Here is a 16,850-nt window from a genome sequence, read left to right on the forward strand (position 1 = left end):
CTTACAGGCCTGTGAGACATTCCCTAACTGCTTGGCCAGCTCCAGTAATCCCACCTTCGTCTTGATGATCTTTTGATCCTTACTCATGTCCTTGACTCCTTTCTCCCACTCTCGGGATGAGATCCAAAGACCTTACCATATTGTCAGATTAAATCGTAGTACTTGCAATTTAACGGTTTTGTAATATTAAAACTAGCGTGTGTTTTAGTAATCAACCGAGGGGAGAGGAAAGGTTCATTCGTCCTCTCCAGTGGTGAGCTTGTGCAGGATCGCAATCAACTCTTCGATTCGGTATGGTTTTGCAACCACGTCCTTGAAACCGTACTTTCTAAAATCAGCCATGACCGGGTCATTCGAGTAACCGCTTGAGACGATCACCTTCGCTTGGGGAGCAAACTCAAGGAGTTTTTGGATTGTTTCTTTCCCTCCCATTCCGCCGGGGATCGTCAAATCCATAATCACTACGTCAAACGGTTGTCCGAGCTTTTGGAATTTCTTATAAATGGTGAGGGCTTCTGCGCCGTCTTTGGCAAACTCAACCTCAAAACCGAAGTGAACCAATAATTTCCCGGTCGCGTATCGTAATGTCTCTTCATCGTCCATGAGTAAGATCCTTCCTTGATGACGATGAGGAGGCCCTTGGATTTCTTTTGGAGAAAAGGGTTTTTTCCGGGAGGCTGGAAGATAAAAATCGAAAGTCGTTCCGATTGCCACTTTGGATTTGACCTCAATGAAACCCTCATGTCTTCTAATAATAGAATAGACTGTTGCAAGGCCTAATCCGCTTCCGCCGATCTTGGTGGTAAAATAGGGGTCGAAGATTTTATGCAGGTTCTCTTCCGGTATGCCGACACCCTCATCCTCCACCGTTATTTTTACGTATTTCTCCTCCTTCAGCAATGAGAGACCATGGATCGATCTTCCCTGGGTGATCGTTACATTTTCTCCACATATCCGAACAATACCTCCTTCTTCCGGCATTGCCTGCTTCGCGTTGACTACAAGATGATCAATCACTTGGCTGATTTGTCCCTCGTCGACTTCTACCGACCAGAGATTCTCCGGCAGGGAGAACTCACACCGGGCATTTGTTCCTCTCAGGGCGGAGTCGGTGCGGTCCATCAGCAGCGGAGTGATTGAGGTGATCTTCTTCAGGGGGGCGCCCCCTTTAGAGAAGGTCAGCAGTTGCTGTGTCAAATCCTTGGCACGGAGGGAAGCTTTTTCAGCCTGAGATAATAGGGTGAACGTCTCATTTCCTGGATCGATCTGCATTTTGGAGAGAGAAATATTGCCCATAATCACTGTGAGAATATTGTTAAAATCGTGCGCGATCCCTCCCGCAAGGACCCCGATCGATTCGATCTTCTCCTCTGCATGCCGATTCACTTCTCTGAAGAGCCGGGCATTCTCGAAGGCAACGGAGGCATTGGCGCAAAGTGTTTGGAGCATGAATCGCTCGGCGGGGGAATAACTTTTTCCGTTTTTTTTCGGTCCCAAATGACAGATCCCGATGAGGTGGTCGTCAAAAATAAATGGAAGAGAGAGAGAACAGCCGAGTTTGCGCATCTCTTCGAGCGCTTCGGAAGGGTTCCCTGTCCACTCCATTTCTTCGCAAACCAGCATTCTCTTCTGTCTCTGTAATTCTCTTATGAGAGGATGTTGCGAGGAGAAAATGTGATTGGGCGCTGCGGGGTCTTCGGAGTTTCGTACTCCGTGAAACTGAAAGTTTCCCTTCCCGTCCGGGAGAAAAAAAGAAATCGATTGAGGGCGCAACGTTTCCGACAGGATGCTGAAGAGTCTTTCAGTAAGATCGTCAAGGTGAAGGAGTTTAACCATCGACTCGCTAAAATCATGGATCGACTGATAATGCCGGTATCGCTCTCGGAAAATAGACCGCTCTACCCATTGCTGTGTGAGTGGTTTGATGTTTGAGAAAACCAGGAGAATGGAGATAAACAGAATGAATGTTGTGACATTCGCTGCTTTGAGTGGAAGAACCGTTTGAAAGAAAGCGGTTAAGAGGAAGAAGGGGATGGCTGTGATTAGGAAGGTGACAAAATAAACCATACTGTTTTGGAGAACAATCTGAACATCGAGAAGATGGTGTCTGACGATCGCATACATCAGGAGAGCGGCATAAACAGGAACCAGGTAAGTCGCGTAAGCGCTCAGTGAGTATATTTCCAGACCAAGGTCGGTTAAAAAATTGGTTGTTCCGCCGCCGAAACCGAGAAGTGTCGACCAAAAAAGGAGGCGTATTTGGTTCCGCTCTGGTCCGAAGGTAAGACGATAACGTCTTCTCAAAAGGTTGAACCCGAGGGAGAGATCAATCGTGAAGAGAACCAGGAGCAGAGGATAAAGAGGCCCTGCATCTGCGAAAAAGGACGATTGATATTTAACGGAAACCCCTTGAATCATCCATGGTGTGAAATTAATGGCGATCAGGAGGAGCGAGGCTGCGTAAGAAAGAAAAAGAGATCTGTCACGCCTTATGTGTAAGAAGGCATACACAAAGTGGAGGAAGAAAGTTGGAATAAAAATGACTCCAGCGACGGCGAAGCGAACCCAAAACAGTGCTGTTTCGTAATCCGGAGTCGTAAGGTAAAGAACACGACCACCCGCCCAGATCGCGATACTAGATGCGAAAAGCGCAAATTGACGGTTGACCTTTCCTTCGGGGTGATGGAGGAGGACACCAATCCCAATAGAAAATACGGAAAGAAGAGTGATCAGTGAGGACCAAGCGTAAGCGTTCATGCGCACATGGAGTCAAGATGACCTTAGGGGGAAACTGCCGGAAGTCTACCATAAAAATCGGGGAGGTTGCCTTAGTTTTTTAATCGATCAGGGAAGGTAAAGCAGAGGGAAGGAATAGGGAAAAAAGAAGCCGGTTGCGTGGAGCTTTTTTCATAAGAACCTCACGGTTCCTAATAAGTCGCTCCCCGCAACCGGCTTATCTGGGACAGTCTAATTTTTTCTCAAGCGGTTCTGCGGCCAATCGTTGCGCGATATCCCCAGAGCACGAGAATCGCCCCGAGAATCGACATGATAAAGCCGCCCGCTTGTTGTTCGGGCCCATACATTCCGAGCGCCCGACCGATGAAACCGCCGATCAGCGCACCGACGATGCCGAGCAAAATCGTGACGATGATTCCGCCAGGATCATCACCCGGCATCAAAAATTTTGCGATGACGCCGACAATTGCTCCAAAGATAATCCAGCCGAGAATACTCATAGTTTTCCTCCTTGTCTTGGACTTATCTTAACAAAATCGAAAAAGGGTTTCCTATCCTCCGAACGGAGGGCACCCGAATAGATGAGCCGTCTTCTCTGCCGCTTGTGAATTATGATTGAGAGTGCCATAATAGGTTCAGTTTTCCGTATCGGCCCAATGAATGTGGGAGATCAAAGATGGATTTCATCCTTCTCCATCGCTTTCCATCTCGGATGGAAGCGGAAATGGCAGGGGAGATCTTAAAGCAGTCGGAGATCCCTTATCTGATCCAATCAGAAGATATCGGAATCTTCGGACCGGGCGCCGGACCGGCCCCGATGGGGGCGCGTCTCATGGTTCGTCAAGACGATCTCCAGGATGCAAAAGTCCTCCTTTCGGGGCTGATCTGAAACGAAGTTCCAGGACGTCCATTCCCGTACAGAATACTTTATGTTGGGTCATCCTATTTTTCTTCCCACCATCCCTTGATTTTTCCCTTGCTTCGCAGGCTTTCTAATGATATAAAGATTTATCAATCGTAACCCTCATTTAATCCAGGTTTATCAATGGTCACTTCAGATGTATACGGGGTTGGATGGAATCAGAAGCGGCATATGAAGTAAAAGTCGGGACGTTCGAGGGACCCCTCGAACTCCTCCTTCATCTGATCAAAAAGAACGAGATCAATATCTACGATATCCCCATCGCGCTGATCACCCAGCAGTATATTGAAACGCTCGATCTCATGAAATCCCTCAATCTCTCGATCGCCGGGGAATTTCTGGTCATGGCGGCGACCCTCATCCACATCAAATCTAAAACACTCCTGCCTCCCGCGGAAGAAGAAGCCGACGAGGAAGATCCGCGCCGCGAATTGGTGGCGCGCCTTCTGGAATATCAGAAATTTAAAGATGCGGCCGAACAGCTGGAGGAGAGGGAGAGCCTCTGGCGGGAGATTTTCCGCAAAGAGCCTTCCCCCTCTCCCGAGCTCCTTCCCGAGGAAGTTCCGCTGGTCGATCTCGATCTTTACGACCTTCTCGATGCCTTGAAGAATGTTCTGGCGAAAATTCCCGACAAAAAAGTGCTTCAAGTCACGATCGATGAGCTGAGCGTTAAAGATCGAATGCAGTTTCTGATGGAGCGGATGGGGACGATCGAAAGCATTCTCTTTGACGATCTCTTTGAGGGAATCCGGACGCGCCATTCCGTCGTGGTCACCTTCTTGGCGCTTCTGGAGATCATTCGTCTCGGCTTGGTTCGGGTGGTTCAGGGAGATGATTGCGGGCCGCTTCGCTTATTCAAAACAAAAAATCTTTCGGGAGAGGTGGAGTAGGATGGAAGATCATGAGATAAAGCCGGTCATAGAAGCATTGATGTTCGTTTCGGGCGATCCGATCTCAATCGATCGGCTTCATGACGTCCTCACCGCGGTCGATAAGGCGAAGATCAGGGCCCTCCTGGAGGAGCTTAAATTCGATTACGTCCAGTCGAATCGGGGACTCCAGGTGGTCGAAGTGGCGGGCGGCTATCAGATCACCACCCGGATCGAGATGGCCCCCTGGATCAAAGAGATGGAGAAAGTAAAGGCGGCGGCCCGTCTTTCGAAGCCGGGATTGGAGACGCTGGCGATCATCGCCTACAAGCAGCCGGCGACCCGCGCCGAGATCGAGCAGATCCGCGGCGTCGATGCGGCCGGGGTCTTGAAGACATTGATGGAGCGAAAGCTCATCAAGATCGTCGGCAGAAAAGAAGTTGCCGGCAGACCGATGATGTACGGCACCACCCGCGAATTCCTCCAGTACTTCGGCCTTGCCGACATCACCGGCCTTCCGACCCTCAAAGAATTCTCGGAGGTGGTCGACGCGGAACGGGAAGGAGAGGTCTATTCAGAAACATCGGAAGCAATCTCTGATTCAACGCAACAGCCCCCCCTAGAAGGGGCTTCTTCTGAAGCTCCCGAAACAATGGCCGAGGCGGAAACGCCGGAGCCGCTCGAAGAAGAGACGATCCTAAGCGGGTCAAATCCATCGCAGGGGGAGTGATCGGCCTAAGCGCCGATCCATCTCTCTTCGTCATCAAAGCTGTCTTCACTCTTTCCGAATTGTGGTGATCGCGCTTACGTTCGAGCCGATATTTCCTGCCGTCCACCCTCGAGTACCGACACTGTTACCCGCCTTCGGCCATTGACAACAAATTTTTGAAGAGCCTAGAATAGATCAAAACTCTTTCTAGGAGGTGAGCGATGTCGTACGTGAAGGGTTTCATTCTGCTCCTTTTGGTTGCACTTCCTCTGATGGTTCCTGGAAAAGCGGTCGCTTACAATGAGGACAGTCGGATCCATTTCGAAGCGCTCTTTCAAGTGCTCGAGCGCGATATAGAAGAAGAGGCGACCCAATTTTTAGGCGAAAACTTTCCTGAAGAGATCGCGTCGGCGGAATCGCTTCGGCTGTTGGGCAAGCTGAGTATTCAGGTGATCGATCCGGTCGAGATCTACGGCCTGATCGGAGGGGCCGACGTGGAAATTGATGAGTTCGGCTTCAGCTCCGATTTCGAAACGGCGTACGGCGCGGGGACCCGGGTGATTCTCTTCCGGGATCGAAATCCGAGGAGGCCCTATCAAGTTTTCGTTGACTATCATTTTCTCAAATACGAGGTCGACGACGAGATTAATTTCACCCCTACGGACGATGCGGGAAATGTAATAGTGAACGAAATCGTTCGGGAAGAGATCGACTGGTTGGAGCATGTGCTCAAACTCGGCGTGATGGGGAGGTATTTTGAATTCGAACCGTACGGCGGAATTCAGTTTTCGATCGTACGCGGCGATGATCGAATCAACTCCCCGACTCAGCGAATCGATCTAGATCTAGACAACGACGACACTTTCGGGGTCTTTTTGGGGACGCTCTATTATCTCTCCCCCTCGGACCGGGCGGCCCTGTTCGTCGAGGCAAGCATGTTTGATCAATACTCGCTGGCCGGAGGAATCCGGGTCGGCTTTTAAGCAACAGGTGGGGGACAACATGATAAAAAGAACATTGTTCATTTTTTTACTGGTCAGTCTGACCGCATTGACCGGCTGCGAGACAGGGGCGAGGAGCTCCGTTCGCGCAGACTATTATTATGGCGGCGGAAGATACGTGCCTTATTCCTATTACGATCCCTTTTATCCGCGTTACTTCTATGATCCTTATCCAAGCTTTTTCTTCGGTTCCAGTTTTTTTTACGGTTATCCTTATTACTATCCGTATTACCCGCATTTTATCGTTAAAGACGGAAGGGCTGGAAGGCGCAGCCTGCGTGGGGTGCCCCGCTCGAACGGGAGTATCGGCAGCAGCGGCGGGATGAGAGGACCTAGCCGCGGTGGTTCGACCGGCGGCGGCTCAGGTGGTTCAGGCGGCGGTTCAGGAGGAGGGAGGAGCCTTCGGTAGAGACGCTTCCTCCGAGTAGGTTCCGATCTGTCGAAGACGGTTGTACCGGGCCTGAAGGCGCTCTTCTTGAGGGAGCGATTCGAGTTCCCGAAGATGTTTGGAGAGGGTTTTGGCAAGTCCTTCGGCCATCTTTGAGGGATTGCGGTGGGCCCCGCCGGGAGGCTCCGGAATGATCTCGTCGATCACCTTCAAGTGAAGGAGATCTTGTGCCGTCATCTTGAGGGCCTCGGCCGCTTCGGCCGTTTTGGCGGCATCGTTCCAGAGAATGGCGGCGCACCCCTCCGGCGAGATCACCGAGTAGATCGAATACTGCAGCATCAGAAGGCGGTCTGCGACCGAGATCGCCAACGCCCCGCCGCTTCCCCCCTCCCCGATCACCACCGAGATAATCGGCACTTTAATTTGCGACATGACCATCAGATTTCGGGCAATCGCTTCCGATTGCCCGCGCTCTTCCGCGCCGACGCCGGGGTAGGCGCCGGGCGTATCGACGAAGGTGATGATCGGTTTTTTAAATTTCTCGGCCAGCTGCATGATCCGGAGCGCCTTTCGGTATCCTTCTGGGTGCGGCATGCCGAAGTTCCGCGTAATCCTTTCCTTGACCGTTTTCCCTTTTTGATGGCCGATCACAGCGACGGAGCGTCCATCCAATCGGGCGAGGCCGGTGAGGATCGATTTGTCGTCGCCGTAGAGCCGGTCTCCGTGCAGCTCGGTGAAATCCTCAAACAACATTTCGATGTAGTCGTCGGTGTTCGGCCGCTGGGAGTGCCGGGCGATGAGTGTCTTCTGCCAGGCGGTCAGCTTGGAGTAGATCTCCTCCTGCAGCGCCTCCATCTTTTTCTGGAGCTTCTTAATCTCTTCGCTCTGCCGCGGCTCGGTTTTCACAACATCTTTTAAATGATTGATCCGGGCCTGAATCTCTAATATCGGTTTTTCGAATTCCAAAAAGTCGTTCACGTTGACCTCAGAATGGGAGGGCAGCCGGCGTCATTTGGACGACAACCCCTTTTCCAAAATGGCTCTCCAGCTCTTTTGTCAGCCGGTCGGAACCGTCGACCTTGAGTTTTGGATCGACCGCGATCGTTGATTCGCTGAACGACCCGGACGGCTCCGGGATGGCGATCTTCAAATGGACCTGGACCGAGCCCGGGTAGCGTTGCAGGATCCCTTGGAGCTGCGTCAGCTCGGAGGGAGAAACAGCCTCTGCGGAGAGCCGAATCAGATAGGGGCGCGCGGGGAACGCGGAGATTCTCTCCGATTTTTCCGACGGCGCACCTGTCGAGACGTCCTGCCGGGATGTCTCACCGTTTCGGGATGCTTCCACGTTTAACGGCATGATCAGTGTTGCCTTGAGTTTTAAGCCTTTGTCGCCTCGATCCAACATTCCGTTGATCAGAAGCGGAATGTCCTGCTGAAAGAGGGGGGCGGAGGTCTGATAGAGATCGGGGAAGACGATCACCTCCACCGATCCGGTCAAGTCCTCTATCCGAAGATAGGCCATCCGGTCGCCCCGCTTGGTCGTCGCCACCTTTTCCTGAACGACCACCCCGCAGATCCGCACCTCGCGGTCCTCTTCAATCGCCGCCAACGCTTCGGTCGGGGTCGCCGACCGTTTCTTCATCAACTCGATGAACGGGGTCAGCGGATGGCGGGTGATGTAAAACCCGACCGCCTCTTTTTCAAGCTTCGAGATGTGGGCATCCTCCCATTCCGGAATGTCGGGGAGGGGCGGATCGGCGACGGCCGATGCCTCGCCCTCGGCGCCGTTTCCAAAAATCGTCATCTGTCCCGCCTCTTTAATTTTCTGCTGCTGTGTTCCTTCTTGCATCGCCCGTTCGAGCGCCTCGGTGAGCGCCGAGCGTTTTGCTCCCGTCGAGTCGAATGCCCCGCATTTGATCAGTCCCTCGATCACCCGCTTGTTCACCTTGCGCAGGTCGATCTTCCGGCAAAAGTCGAAAAGCGAGGTGAAACGCCCCTGGGCCTTCCGGGCGGCGATAATCACATCGACCGCAGCGCTCCCGACATTTTTGATCGCCGCCAGCCCGAACCGGATCCCCCCCGGGACCACTGTAAAATCGCGGTCGCTTTCATTGGCGTCGGGCGGCAGGATCTGAATCCCCATGTTCCGGCACTCGGTGATATATTTTACCACTTTATCGGCGTTTCCCATCTCGCTGGTGAGGATGGCCGACATAAATTCATTTGCATAGTGGGCCTTCAGATAGGCGGTCTGATAGGTGATTAAGGCATAGGCCGCCGAGTGCGATTTGTTGAAGCCATATCCGGCGAAGTACTCCATGAGGTCGAAGATCTTCTCCGCCTTTGTCTTCGAGTGGCCGTTCTTGACCGCTCCGTCGATGAACTTGGCCTTCTGCGCCGCCATCTCCTCCGGTTTCTTTTTTCCCATGGCGCGCCGGAGCAGATCGGCGTCGCCGAGGGAGAAGCCGGCCAAGACGTTGGCGATCTTCATCACCTGCTCCTGGTAGACGATGACGCCGTACGTCTCCTTCAAGATGTCGGCCAGCTGCGGCAGCTCGTATTGGATCTTTTTGGGATCGCGTTTCCGTTTGATGAAGTCGTCGACCATGCCGCTTCCGATCGGGCCGGGACGGTAGAGGGCGAGGATGGCGACGATGTCTTCGAAGTTTTCCGGCTTCATCTTCACGAGCAGATCGCGCATCCCGGCGCTTTCCAATTGGAAGATGCCGGTCGTCTCGCCCGATCCGAGAAGTTTGTAGGTCTCCGGATCATCCATCGGGATTTGGGAGATCTGCAAGGGGCCGGGCGCCGGGGGCCGGGGGGCGGTAGAATCTTTTTCCGACCCCTGACCCCTGACCCCTGACCCCTGCCGTTCGTTCACGATCCGGACGGCATGGTCGATCACCGTCAAGGTCCGCAGGCCGAGAAAGTCGAACTTTACCAGGCCGATCTTCTCGATGTCGCCCATGGCGTATTGGGTGACCGTCTCCCCCTTGCTCCCGCGGTAGAGGGGAACATGGTCGGTCAGCGGCTCCGCCGAAATCACCACCCCGGCTGCGTGAGTGGACGCATGGCGGGCGAGCCCTTCGAGCCGCTTCGCAAGATCGATCACCTCGCCGACCTTCGGATCGGCCTCGGCCGCTTGCTTCAACCGCGGCTCTTGGAGGAGTGCATCGTCCAAGGTGATGTTCAGGACATTCGGGATCAGTTTGGCGAGTTTGTCGGCTTCGGCATACGGCAGCTCGAGCACGCGCGCGACGTCGCGGATCGCCGCTTTGGCCGCCATGGTTCCGAAGGTGATGATCTGGCAGACATGATCGGCCCCGAACTTCTGTGTGACGTAGCGAATGACCTCTTCGCGCCGGTCCATGCAGAAGTCCATGTCGATATCGGGAAGGGTGATCCGCTCCGGGTTGAGGAAGCGCTCGAAGATCAGACCATATTCGATCGGGTCGATATCGGTGATCGCGAGCGCATAGGCGGCGAGGCTTCCCGCCGCCGAGCCGCGCCCCGGGCCGACCGGAATATTCGACGTACGCGCATAGTTGATGATGTCCCAGACGATCAGGAAATAGCCGGCGTACCCCATCTTGTTGATGACATCGAGCTCTCTTTTCAGTCGCTCCTCATAGAGGGGGCGGAGCTTTTGCCGGTCGGGTCTCATCTGCGCGAACCGCCGCTCCAGCCCCTGCTGAGCGAGCGCCGCGATGTAGGCTTCGCGGCTGGTCCCGGCGGGGACTTCGTAATGCGGCAGGTGGAAGGTGCCGAACTGAAGGTCGAGGTTGATCATCTCGGCGATCCGCAGCGTATTGCTGATCGCCGTCGGGACCTCCTGGAAGCCGCGGATCATCTCTTCCGGTGATTTGAAGTAGAGCTGCTGCGTCTCGAAGCGCATCCGGTTCGGCATGTTGACCGTCTTCCCGGTCTGAAGACAGAGCATGATGTCGTGGGCGCGGGCGTCTTCTTTATGAAGGTAGTGGCAGTCGTTGGTGCCGACAATCGGGATGTTGTTCTTTTTGGAAAGCTCGATCAGCTGGCGGTTGGCCGTTTTCTGTAGATCGAGACCATTGTCCTGGATCTCCAGAAAGAAATTCTCTTTCCCGAAGATCTCCTGATACTCATGCGCGGCGGCGACCGCCTCTTTCTCGTAGCCTCGCGCGAGGAGATAGGGGATCTCGCCCCGCAGGCAGGCGGAGAGTCCGATGAGACCCTCGCTATGTTTGCGGAGGACCTCTTTGTCGATTCGCGGCTTGTAGTAGTAGCCTTCGAGGTTGGCGATGGTGAGGAGCTTCATCAAATTCTTGTAGCCGGTCTCGTTGGCCGCTAGGAGGATCAGATGGTAATACGGGTTGGAGCCGCCGATCTCGTTGTAGTCGTCGTCCGCTCCGGCCCCTTCCTTATCGAACCGGCTGCGCGGGGCAAGATAAGCCTCGCAGCCGATGATCGGCTTGAGCCCCGCCTTCTTCGACTTTTGATAGAACTCGATGGCGCCGAAGAGGTTGCCATGGTCGGTGATGGCGACCGCCGGCATCCCGAATCCCTTCGCCGTCTCGATCAGCGGATCGACCTGATTGGCGCCGTCCAGCAGGGAATATTGCGTATGAAGATGGAGGTGGACAAAGCTTTGTTGTGGCATGGGGAGATTTTAATGTGATGGGGTAAAAACGTCAAGACAAAAGGGGACGTATGCTTGACTGTTTGAGATGATTTGGACTATACACATGTAGCAGTTTTTAACGAAGCGTGTCTCGGTTGGATTAAAGAAATTCAAACTTTTATTGGGCGTTAAGCAAGGGAAGCTCTTGAGCATGGCAAATTCGAGGAAAATTAGAGGTCGCAGTGACGTGCTCCTTAAAACACCCAACAAGGCACTCAACCAGACGCGCGCAACGACGGCGCGCACCGATTAGTTAGTTCATTGGGCAGCTTTTTGTTGGTGTATAATACTTTCATGCGCGTACCTTCTCTACTTGGAGGGATGAATGACGATTAAATTAACAGCCGTTTTCGAAAAAGTTCCTGAAGGATACATCGGTTTTGTGGAAGAGCTGCCGGGTGTCAATACACAGGGGGCGACACTGGAAGAGGCACGTACAAATTTACAAGAAGCAATTGAGTTAGTGCTTGAGGCGAATCGGGCGCTGTCGGAAGAAGGGATACAAGGTAGAAAAGTGATTAAGGAATCCCTGCCGATCACGACCGCATGAAGCGGCGTGACCTCATCCGCCATCTTGAAAGGCACGGCTGCGAGCTTCTTCGTGAAGGGGCCAATCACACCGTGTATGTCAATCGGTCCACCCGCAAAACATCAACGATCCCAAGACATCGGGAAATTAATGACTTCCTGGCCCGTAAAATCTGCCGTGACTTGCAAATCAATGAACCTTAATTCAAGTACGTGCGTGGATGTTCATGAATCTCGAAAATGAATTCCTCGAATCGGTCAAATCAGGTAATGCAATCAGAATCAAAACCCTTGTCGAATCAGACCCCCGCCTCATTCAGACCCGGGATGAAAACGGCGTCTCTTCGCTCATGTTGGCGATTTATCATGGCCGACGAGAAGTGGTCGATCTCCTTCTTCAGTTTCAATCCGAGCCGGATCTTTTCGAGTCGATCGCCCTCGGAAAATTAAAGCGGGTGCAGGATCTCATTCAAGGAGATCCTGAACAGGTGAACGCCGTCTCCCCCGATGGGTTCTCGCCGCTGGGGCTTGCGGCGTTTTTCGGCCACCCGAAGGTCGCGGCCTATTTGGTTAAGAAGGGGGCGGATGTGAATGCCGCCTCGAAGAATCCGATGCGTGTTTGTCCGCTTCACAGCGCGCTGGCACAACGTCAACCGGAAGTTTCGTTGGCGATTACCGAAATGCTGGTGGCGCACGGCGCGGATGTGAATGTACGGCAGGCGGCCGGCTGGACGCCGCTTCATCAGGCGGCGATTCACGGTCAAATCAACCTGGCAAAGCTTCTGCTGGATCATGGCGCCGACGTCAACGCCAAGGCGGAAAACGGCAAGACGCCGCTGGAACTGGCGGCAGCGGGGAAGCACAATGTCATGGCCGCCCTGCTGCGGGAGAGGGGCGCGCTCTCGTAAAGTGAAAGGCTATGGGTGGAGATATTTGCCGAGGTCGCGCTCGAAGCCCGGGAAGTATTTTGAAATCACCGTCACGTCGAACCGGGAGAGGATCGATTCTTTCGGCTCCCGGTCGAGCAAGAACTGAAACGCCGCCTGAATGCAGCGCTCCGGGGTGACCTTCCCGTTGGTCAACCGCTTGTAGACCGATTCAGGCATCGTCACCTCATGTTTCGTCTCGCTCTGATCTTCGCCGACGATGACGCAAAACTCCAGCGGCTCTTCGGCCTTTTCGATTCGTTCGACATGAATCATTTTCATCGCCATCGGTTTTTCCTCCCGCCGGAATCGGAACAACATCGACATGACCCTTGATGAGATCATCCTCACTATACTAAATTAAAGAGACCGGAATCAACGCTGCTGCCGTAAGCCCATCTATCTCGGAGCGCGACGAAATCAAATGTCTTTCAAAGATCACTTCTCGGAAACCGCCGCCGGCTACGCCCGTTTTCGACCCCGTTATCCGGAGACGCTATTCGATTTCTTGGCGGGCGCGGCGCCGCGAAGAGCGCGGGCATGGGATTGCGCGACGGGAAGCGGCCAGGCGGCGATCGGGCTGGCGAAACACTTCGAACGGGTGATTGCGACCGACGCCAGCGCCGGGCAGATTGCGCACGCGCTTCCAAGCCCGCGCGTCGATTATCGTGTTGCTCCGGCCGAGAAAAGCGGATTAGAAACGGCGTCAATCGATCTGGTCACCGTCGCCCAGGCGTTACACTGGTTCGACATCCCTGCTTTCTTTCAGGAGGTGAAGCGGGTCTTGATTCCCGGAGGGCTTCTCGCCGTCTGGTGTTATCAGCTCTTTACAATCGATCCGGCGATCGACCGGATCGTCCGGCGCTTCTATGCCGAGACCCTCGGACCGTATTGGCCGCCGGAGCGGAAGATGATCGAAGAGGGGTATCGGTCGATCCCCTTTCCCTTCTCCGAACTGCAGACCCCCTCTTTTGGGATCGAGTCGTCCGTCACGCTGGGTCAACTCGGCGGCTATCTGCGGACCTGGTCGGCGACGCGGCGTTATCTTGCGGAGCGGGGGGATGACCCGGTGGCGAACCTTCTCTCCTCGCTGGCCGAGGTTTGGGGAGATCCCGGAACACCGCGACAAATGAGATCGCCCCTCCGGTTGCGCGTCGGACGGAAGGAAGGACCGGAATGAAAATTCGGAACCTGATTCAGTGGATCGATAGGTTTTACGCGGGCGCAAGATGAAAGGTGATCTGTTTTCAGAAAATCATGGGCGAAAACGAGCCAGCGCAAACTCATACCGGGTGCCGTTGAGGTTTCCTCCCGCTGCGACAATCTTACCGTCCGATTGAAGCGCAACGGCGTAAGCGAAATCAAAGCTCTGTGCGATCGGTAAGATTATTTTACCTCTCTGTCCAAAGGAGGTGTCGAGCACTCCATTTGGATAATAACGTGTGAGTGCGAAATCAGAGTCGACGACATTGGAAAAGCCCGCCGCCACAATTTTCCCGTCGGGTTGAAGGGTCAGATCATAGAGACCATCATTTCCGATATCGATGACGGTGATCACCTTGCCCCCCACGCCGAAGGTCGAATCGAGGCTGCCGTTTTCATTATAGCGCACCAGCGAGAAATCAGAATTATTGTTATGGAGGGCATACCCCCCGGTAATGATTTTGCCGTCCGTTTGGATGCGGATTGAAGTGACGACTCCAATGCCGCTCAGTCCGACCGGAGTCAGAATTTTTCCTCCTGTTCCGAACGAGGCATCGAGCGTTCCATCGGAATTATACCGGGCCAACGCGAAATTCGTTATTTGGCCGACATCGGAATAGCCGGCCAACACGATTTTACCATCTTCTTGAAGAGCCATTGCGCTTACGAAATCGTTGGCTTGGCCGATGGAGGTAATGACTGTACCGGCTGTACCAAACGACAGATCAGGATTTCCGTCGGTGTCGAAGCGCGCTAAGGCAAAATCATAATTGTTTCCGACGAACGTCGATCCCGCCACCAAAAGTTTGCCGTCCGGCTGGAGCGCCGAGGCGGCGAGGAAGTCGTTGTTCGATCCCCCACCCGGTCCAAATCCGACGGAAGAGAACCCGAGGAAGGTGCCATCCGTGTCATAGAGGATCACGCCAAAATCGTAGTCCCCATTCTGAAAAAGGGTCCCAGCCGCAAAAATTTTGCCGTCGGGTCGAATGACGATCTTCCCGCCATTTCCACCGTCAAGAAATGTCGTCAATATTCCATCCTCCCCGAAGGAAGCGTCGATTTGTCCGTCGGAACCATAACGAATGAGCGTGAACCGATTCTGTTCCCCGTCGAAAGAATCTCCCCCCGCGATGATCTTCCCATCGGCTTGAACCGCAAGGGTCTGCGCGACTGCGCTGGCGCTTTCCAGGTTGAGCGTTTGTTGTCCCTGCATTTTGAATGAAAGATCGAGGGTTCCGTTTGCACCATAGCGCGCCAGGGCGACATCTTTGTCACTGACGACCACAGATTCTCCCGCGGCGACGATCTTGCCGTCGGCTTGGATCGCGATCGCGCGGGCAATGTCGTTTCCACCGTCGAAATCGGTCGTGGTTTTTCCCCCCGTGCCGAAGGTCGAATCGAGACTCCCGTTCAACTCATAACGGGCAAGCGCAAAATCGAAGTCAACGCCGTTGAATGTAAATCCAGCGATCAAAATATGATTGGACTGAATCTGTAGAGAGAATGCGGAGTCATTAATAATGCCGATTGAGCTGACAACTTTTCCACCGCTGCCGAAGCTGGTATCGAGGCTTCCATCTGCAAGATTGTAGCGGGCCAGCGCGATGGCCGAAGAGGTACCATCGGAGGAGAATCCGGCGACGATAATCTTGTCGATCCGGATTTCCATCGCGTGGATGGCGTCATGGCTGGTCCCGAGGGGGGAAACCACTTTGCCGGCGTTTCCAAAGGTGGTATCAAGCGTCCCGTTGCTATTATAGCGAACCATTGCAGAGTCAAAATCGTTCCCGTTGTCGACGTCGCCGGCGACGATAATTTTCCCGTCTGGTTGAAGAGCGACCGCGAAGACGAAGTCATCATGGCTGCCGATGGGGGTGACGAAGGCGTTGATCAGGTGGCCTGTATTGTCGTACAAAGCCAAGGCATAGTCGTAATTGCTGCCGTTGTGGGCTTGGCCGGCTGCAACGATCGAATCATCCGGTCGGATAGCGATGGCTACAACGTTATCGTCGCCGGAGCCGATTGGCGTCATGACCATTCCGCCTGCGCCGAAAGTCGTATCGGCGCTCCCTTGAGCATCATAACGGGCCAGCGCGAAATCATAGTCGCTGCCGTTATAGGCGTACCCGGCCACAACGATTTTTCCCGTTGAATCAAGCGCGACGGTATCCGCTCCGTCCGCCGGGCTAAAATCAATGAGGACCTTTCCTCCGGTTCCAAATGTCGAGTCGAGACTGCCGTCTTGGTTATACCGAAGGAGAAGAAAGTCGCCATCGGCGCCGTTAAACCCGGATCCGGCAACGATGATCTTTCCATCCGACTGGATGACGACGCCGTTTGCCGCATCGCTCCCGAATCCGACGCTCGTTGTGACCTTTCCGCCAATCCCGAAGGCGGAATCGAGTGTTCCGGAGGTCGGGGTCGTTCCTCCGATCGAGCGGAGCACCGTTACAACGGCAGTGGCGGTTTTACTCGTGTCGGCCTGACTGGTCGCCACCACATGGAAGGTTCCGGAAACGGTCGATGCGGTATAAAGGCCGTCCGGGGTGATGTTGCCGCCCGTGCCTCTTTCTTGAACACGCCAGGTGACTTCGTTATTGTCGGTTCCGCGAACGGTTGCCGAGAAGAGTTGACTCTCCTCGGTGTGAAGCGTCACGGTAGCGGGCTCAAGGGTGATTGAAATGCTTGGCGAGGTGGAAGGATCGCCTTCGGCAACATCCTCTTGTCCTCCCCCCCCTCCTCCGCCCCCGCATCCCGAGAAGAGAAGACTGATGGATAAGAAGGTACAAAAGAGGGAGAACCGAAGCTTGATCGGTAATAAAAACGCCATAATTCTAATTGCCGGTATACAGATTCGGTCTAAATTAAGTGAAAGGAGGGTACCGTATTCTCATTTAAGGAGTCAAGCAAA

At 54.0% G+C, this 16,850-nt stretch carries 15 protein-coding genes; 9 read left to right on the plus strand and 6 right to left on the minus strand.

Features of this window, described 5'->3' with window-relative positions; translation table 11 throughout:
• Window positions 1-234 precede the first annotated feature (234 nt).
• Window positions 235-2,757 (minus strand): ATP-binding protein, encoded by a 2,523-nt coding sequence (locus tag MNODULE_RS25330; protein ID WP_168063642.1) that lies wholly within the window; start codon window positions 2,755-2,757, stop codon window positions 235-237.
• A gap of 221 nt (window positions 2,758-2,978) precedes the next feature.
• Entirely contained in the window at window positions 2,979-3,236 is a 258-nt protein-coding gene (locus MNODULE_RS23510) for a GlsB/YeaQ/YmgE family stress response membrane protein (RefSeq protein ID WP_168063643.1), read from the minus strand.
• Between the two features lie 176 nt (window positions 3,237-3,412).
• Here MNODULE_RS23510 and MNODULE_RS23515 point away from each other — a divergent pair, with 176 nt between their 5' ends.
• The 5 genes from MNODULE_RS23515 to MNODULE_RS23535 all read left to right on the plus strand — a co-directional run bounded on the left by MNODULE_RS23515 (window position 3,413) and on the right by MNODULE_RS23535 (window position 6,646).
• Entirely contained in the window at window positions 3,413-3,625 is a 213-nt protein-coding gene (locus tag MNODULE_RS23515) for a putative signal transducing protein (RefSeq protein ID WP_168063644.1), read from the plus strand.
• Window positions 3,626-3,810: 185 nt separating this feature from the next.
• The gene (locus MNODULE_RS23520; RefSeq protein ID WP_168063645.1) at window positions 3,811-4,548 is read left to right on the plus strand and encodes a segregation and condensation protein A; all 738 of its coding nucleotides are present in this window, start codon (window positions 3,811-3,813) and stop codon (window positions 4,546-4,548) included.
• Window position 4,549: 1 nt separating this feature from the next.
• Entirely contained in the window at window positions 4,550-5,257 is a 708-nt protein-coding gene (gene scpB, locus MNODULE_RS23525) for an SMC-Scp complex subunit ScpB (RefSeq protein WP_168063646.1), read from the plus strand.
• A 200-nt stretch (window positions 5,258-5,457) separates the two neighbouring features.
• Entirely contained in the window at window positions 5,458-6,219 is a 762-nt protein-coding gene (locus MNODULE_RS23530; RefSeq protein WP_168063647.1) for a hypothetical protein, read from the plus strand.
• Window positions 6,220-6,238: 19 nt separating this feature from the next.
• On the plus strand, window positions 6,239-6,646 hold the full coding sequence (locus tag MNODULE_RS23535) for a hypothetical protein (protein ID WP_168063648.1): 408 nt from the start codon (window positions 6,239-6,241) through the stop codon (window positions 6,644-6,646).
• Here the strand turns inward: MNODULE_RS23535 and MNODULE_RS23540 are convergent.
• Window positions 6,620-7,603 (minus strand): acetyl-CoA carboxylase carboxyltransferase subunit alpha, encoded by a 984-nt coding sequence (locus MNODULE_RS23540; protein ID WP_168063649.1) that lies wholly within the window; start codon window positions 7,601-7,603, stop codon window positions 6,620-6,622. The two genes, MNODULE_RS23535 and MNODULE_RS23540, sit on opposite strands and share 27 nt — an antisense overlap.
• 7 nt (window positions 7,604-7,610) lie before the next feature.
• Window positions 7,611-11,261, minus strand: coding sequence for a DNA polymerase III subunit alpha (locus MNODULE_RS23545; RefSeq protein WP_168063650.1), 3,651 nt, complete (start codon window positions 11,259-11,261; stop codon window positions 7,611-7,613).
• Between the two features lie 346 nt (window positions 11,262-11,607).
• Here MNODULE_RS23545 and MNODULE_RS23550 point away from each other — a divergent pair, with 346 nt between their 5' ends.
• From MNODULE_RS23550 to MNODULE_RS23560, 3 genes are read left to right on the plus strand one after another with little or no spacing between them, the layout of a single operon-like run.
• A complete protein-coding gene (locus MNODULE_RS23550; protein ID WP_168063651.1) occupies window positions 11,608-11,832 on the plus strand; it encodes a type II toxin-antitoxin system HicB family antitoxin in 225 nt (74 codons plus the stop codon).
• Entirely contained in the window at window positions 11,829-12,014 is a 186-nt protein-coding gene (locus MNODULE_RS25605) for a type II toxin-antitoxin system HicA family toxin (RefSeq protein WP_168063652.1), read from the plus strand. The genes MNODULE_RS23550 and MNODULE_RS25605 overlap by 4 nt, the downstream gene beginning before the upstream one ends.
• A gap of 23 nt (window positions 12,015-12,037) precedes the next feature.
• Entirely contained in the window at window positions 12,038-12,718 is a 681-nt protein-coding gene (locus MNODULE_RS23560) for an ankyrin repeat domain-containing protein (RefSeq protein ID WP_168063653.1), read from the plus strand.
• 9 nt (window positions 12,719-12,727) lie between these two features.
• On the opposite strand, the gene MNODULE_RS23565 is transcribed toward MNODULE_RS23560, so the two are convergent.
• Window positions 12,728-13,024: a hypothetical protein gene (locus tag MNODULE_RS23565; protein ID WP_202882337.1), complete on the minus strand. Its 297-nt coding sequence runs from the start codon at window positions 13,022-13,024 to the stop codon at window positions 12,728-12,730.
• A gap of 136 nt (window positions 13,025-13,160) precedes the next feature.
• Here MNODULE_RS23565 and MNODULE_RS23570 point away from each other — a divergent pair, with 136 nt between their 5' ends.
• Window positions 13,161-13,916, plus strand: coding sequence for a class I SAM-dependent methyltransferase (locus MNODULE_RS23570; RefSeq protein WP_168063654.1), 756 nt, complete (start codon window positions 13,161-13,163; stop codon window positions 13,914-13,916).
• Between the two features lie 75 nt (window positions 13,917-13,991).
• Here the strand turns inward: MNODULE_RS23570 and MNODULE_RS23575 are convergent, their stop codons facing one another.
• Complete coding sequence (locus MNODULE_RS23575) at window positions 13,992-16,769, minus strand: delta-60 repeat domain-containing protein (protein WP_168063655.1); 2,778 nt, start codon at window positions 16,767-16,769, stop codon at window positions 13,992-13,994.
• Between the last annotated feature and the right edge of the window lie 81 nt (window positions 16,770-16,850).

This window comes from Candidatus Manganitrophus noduliformans (assembly GCF_012184425.1).
GTDB lineage: Bacteria > Nitrospirota > Nitrospiria > SBBL01 > Manganitrophaceae > Manganitrophus > Manganitrophus noduliformans.

Excerpts from the sequence above, each read along its gene's own strand:
- MNODULE_RS25330 (WP_168063642.1), bottom strand. The coding sequence starts at position 2,757 with ATGAACGCTTACGCTTGGTCCTCACTGATCACTCTTCTTTCCGTATTT.
- MNODULE_RS23510 (WP_168063643.1), bottom strand. The coding sequence starts at position 3,236 with ATGAGTATTCTCGGCTGGATTATCTTTGGAGCAATTGTCGGCGTCATC.
- MNODULE_RS23515 (WP_168063644.1), top strand. The coding sequence starts at position 3,413 with ATGGATTTCATCCTTCTCCATCGCTTTCCATCTCGGATGGAAGCGGAA.
- MNODULE_RS23520 (WP_168063645.1), top strand. The coding sequence starts at position 3,811 with ATGGAATCAGAAGCGGCATATGAAGTAAAAGTCGGGACGTTCGAGGGA.
- scpB (WP_168063646.1), top strand. The coding sequence starts at position 4,550 with ATGGAAGATCATGAGATAAAGCCGGTCATAGAAGCATTGATGTTCGTT.
- MNODULE_RS23530 (WP_168063647.1), top strand. The coding sequence starts at position 5,458 with ATGTCGTACGTGAAGGGTTTCATTCTGCTCCTTTTGGTTGCACTTCCT.
- MNODULE_RS23535 (WP_168063648.1), top strand. The coding sequence starts at position 6,239 with ATGATAAAAAGAACATTGTTCATTTTTTTACTGGTCAGTCTGACCGCA.
- MNODULE_RS23545 (WP_168063650.1), bottom strand. The coding sequence starts at position 11,261 with ATGCCACAACAAAGCTTTGTCCACCTCCATCTTCATACGCAATATTCC.
- MNODULE_RS23550 (WP_168063651.1), top strand. The coding sequence starts at position 11,608 with ATGACGATTAAATTAACAGCCGTTTTCGAAAAAGTTCCTGAAGGATAC.
- MNODULE_RS25605 (WP_168063652.1), top strand. The coding sequence starts at position 11,829 with ATGAAGCGGCGTGACCTCATCCGCCATCTTGAAAGGCACGGCTGCGAG.
- MNODULE_RS23560 (WP_168063653.1), top strand. The coding sequence starts at position 12,038 with ATGAATCTCGAAAATGAATTCCTCGAATCGGTCAAATCAGGTAATGCA.
- MNODULE_RS23565 (WP_202882337.1), bottom strand. The coding sequence starts at position 13,024 with ATGGCGATGAAAATGATTCATGTCGAACGAATCGAAAAGGCCGAAGAG.
- MNODULE_RS23570 (WP_168063654.1), top strand. The coding sequence starts at position 13,161 with ATGTCTTTCAAAGATCACTTCTCGGAAACCGCCGCCGGCTACGCCCGT.
- MNODULE_RS23575 (WP_168063655.1), bottom strand. The coding sequence starts at position 16,769 with ATGGCGTTTTTATTACCGATCAAGCTTCGGTTCTCCCTCTTTTGTACC.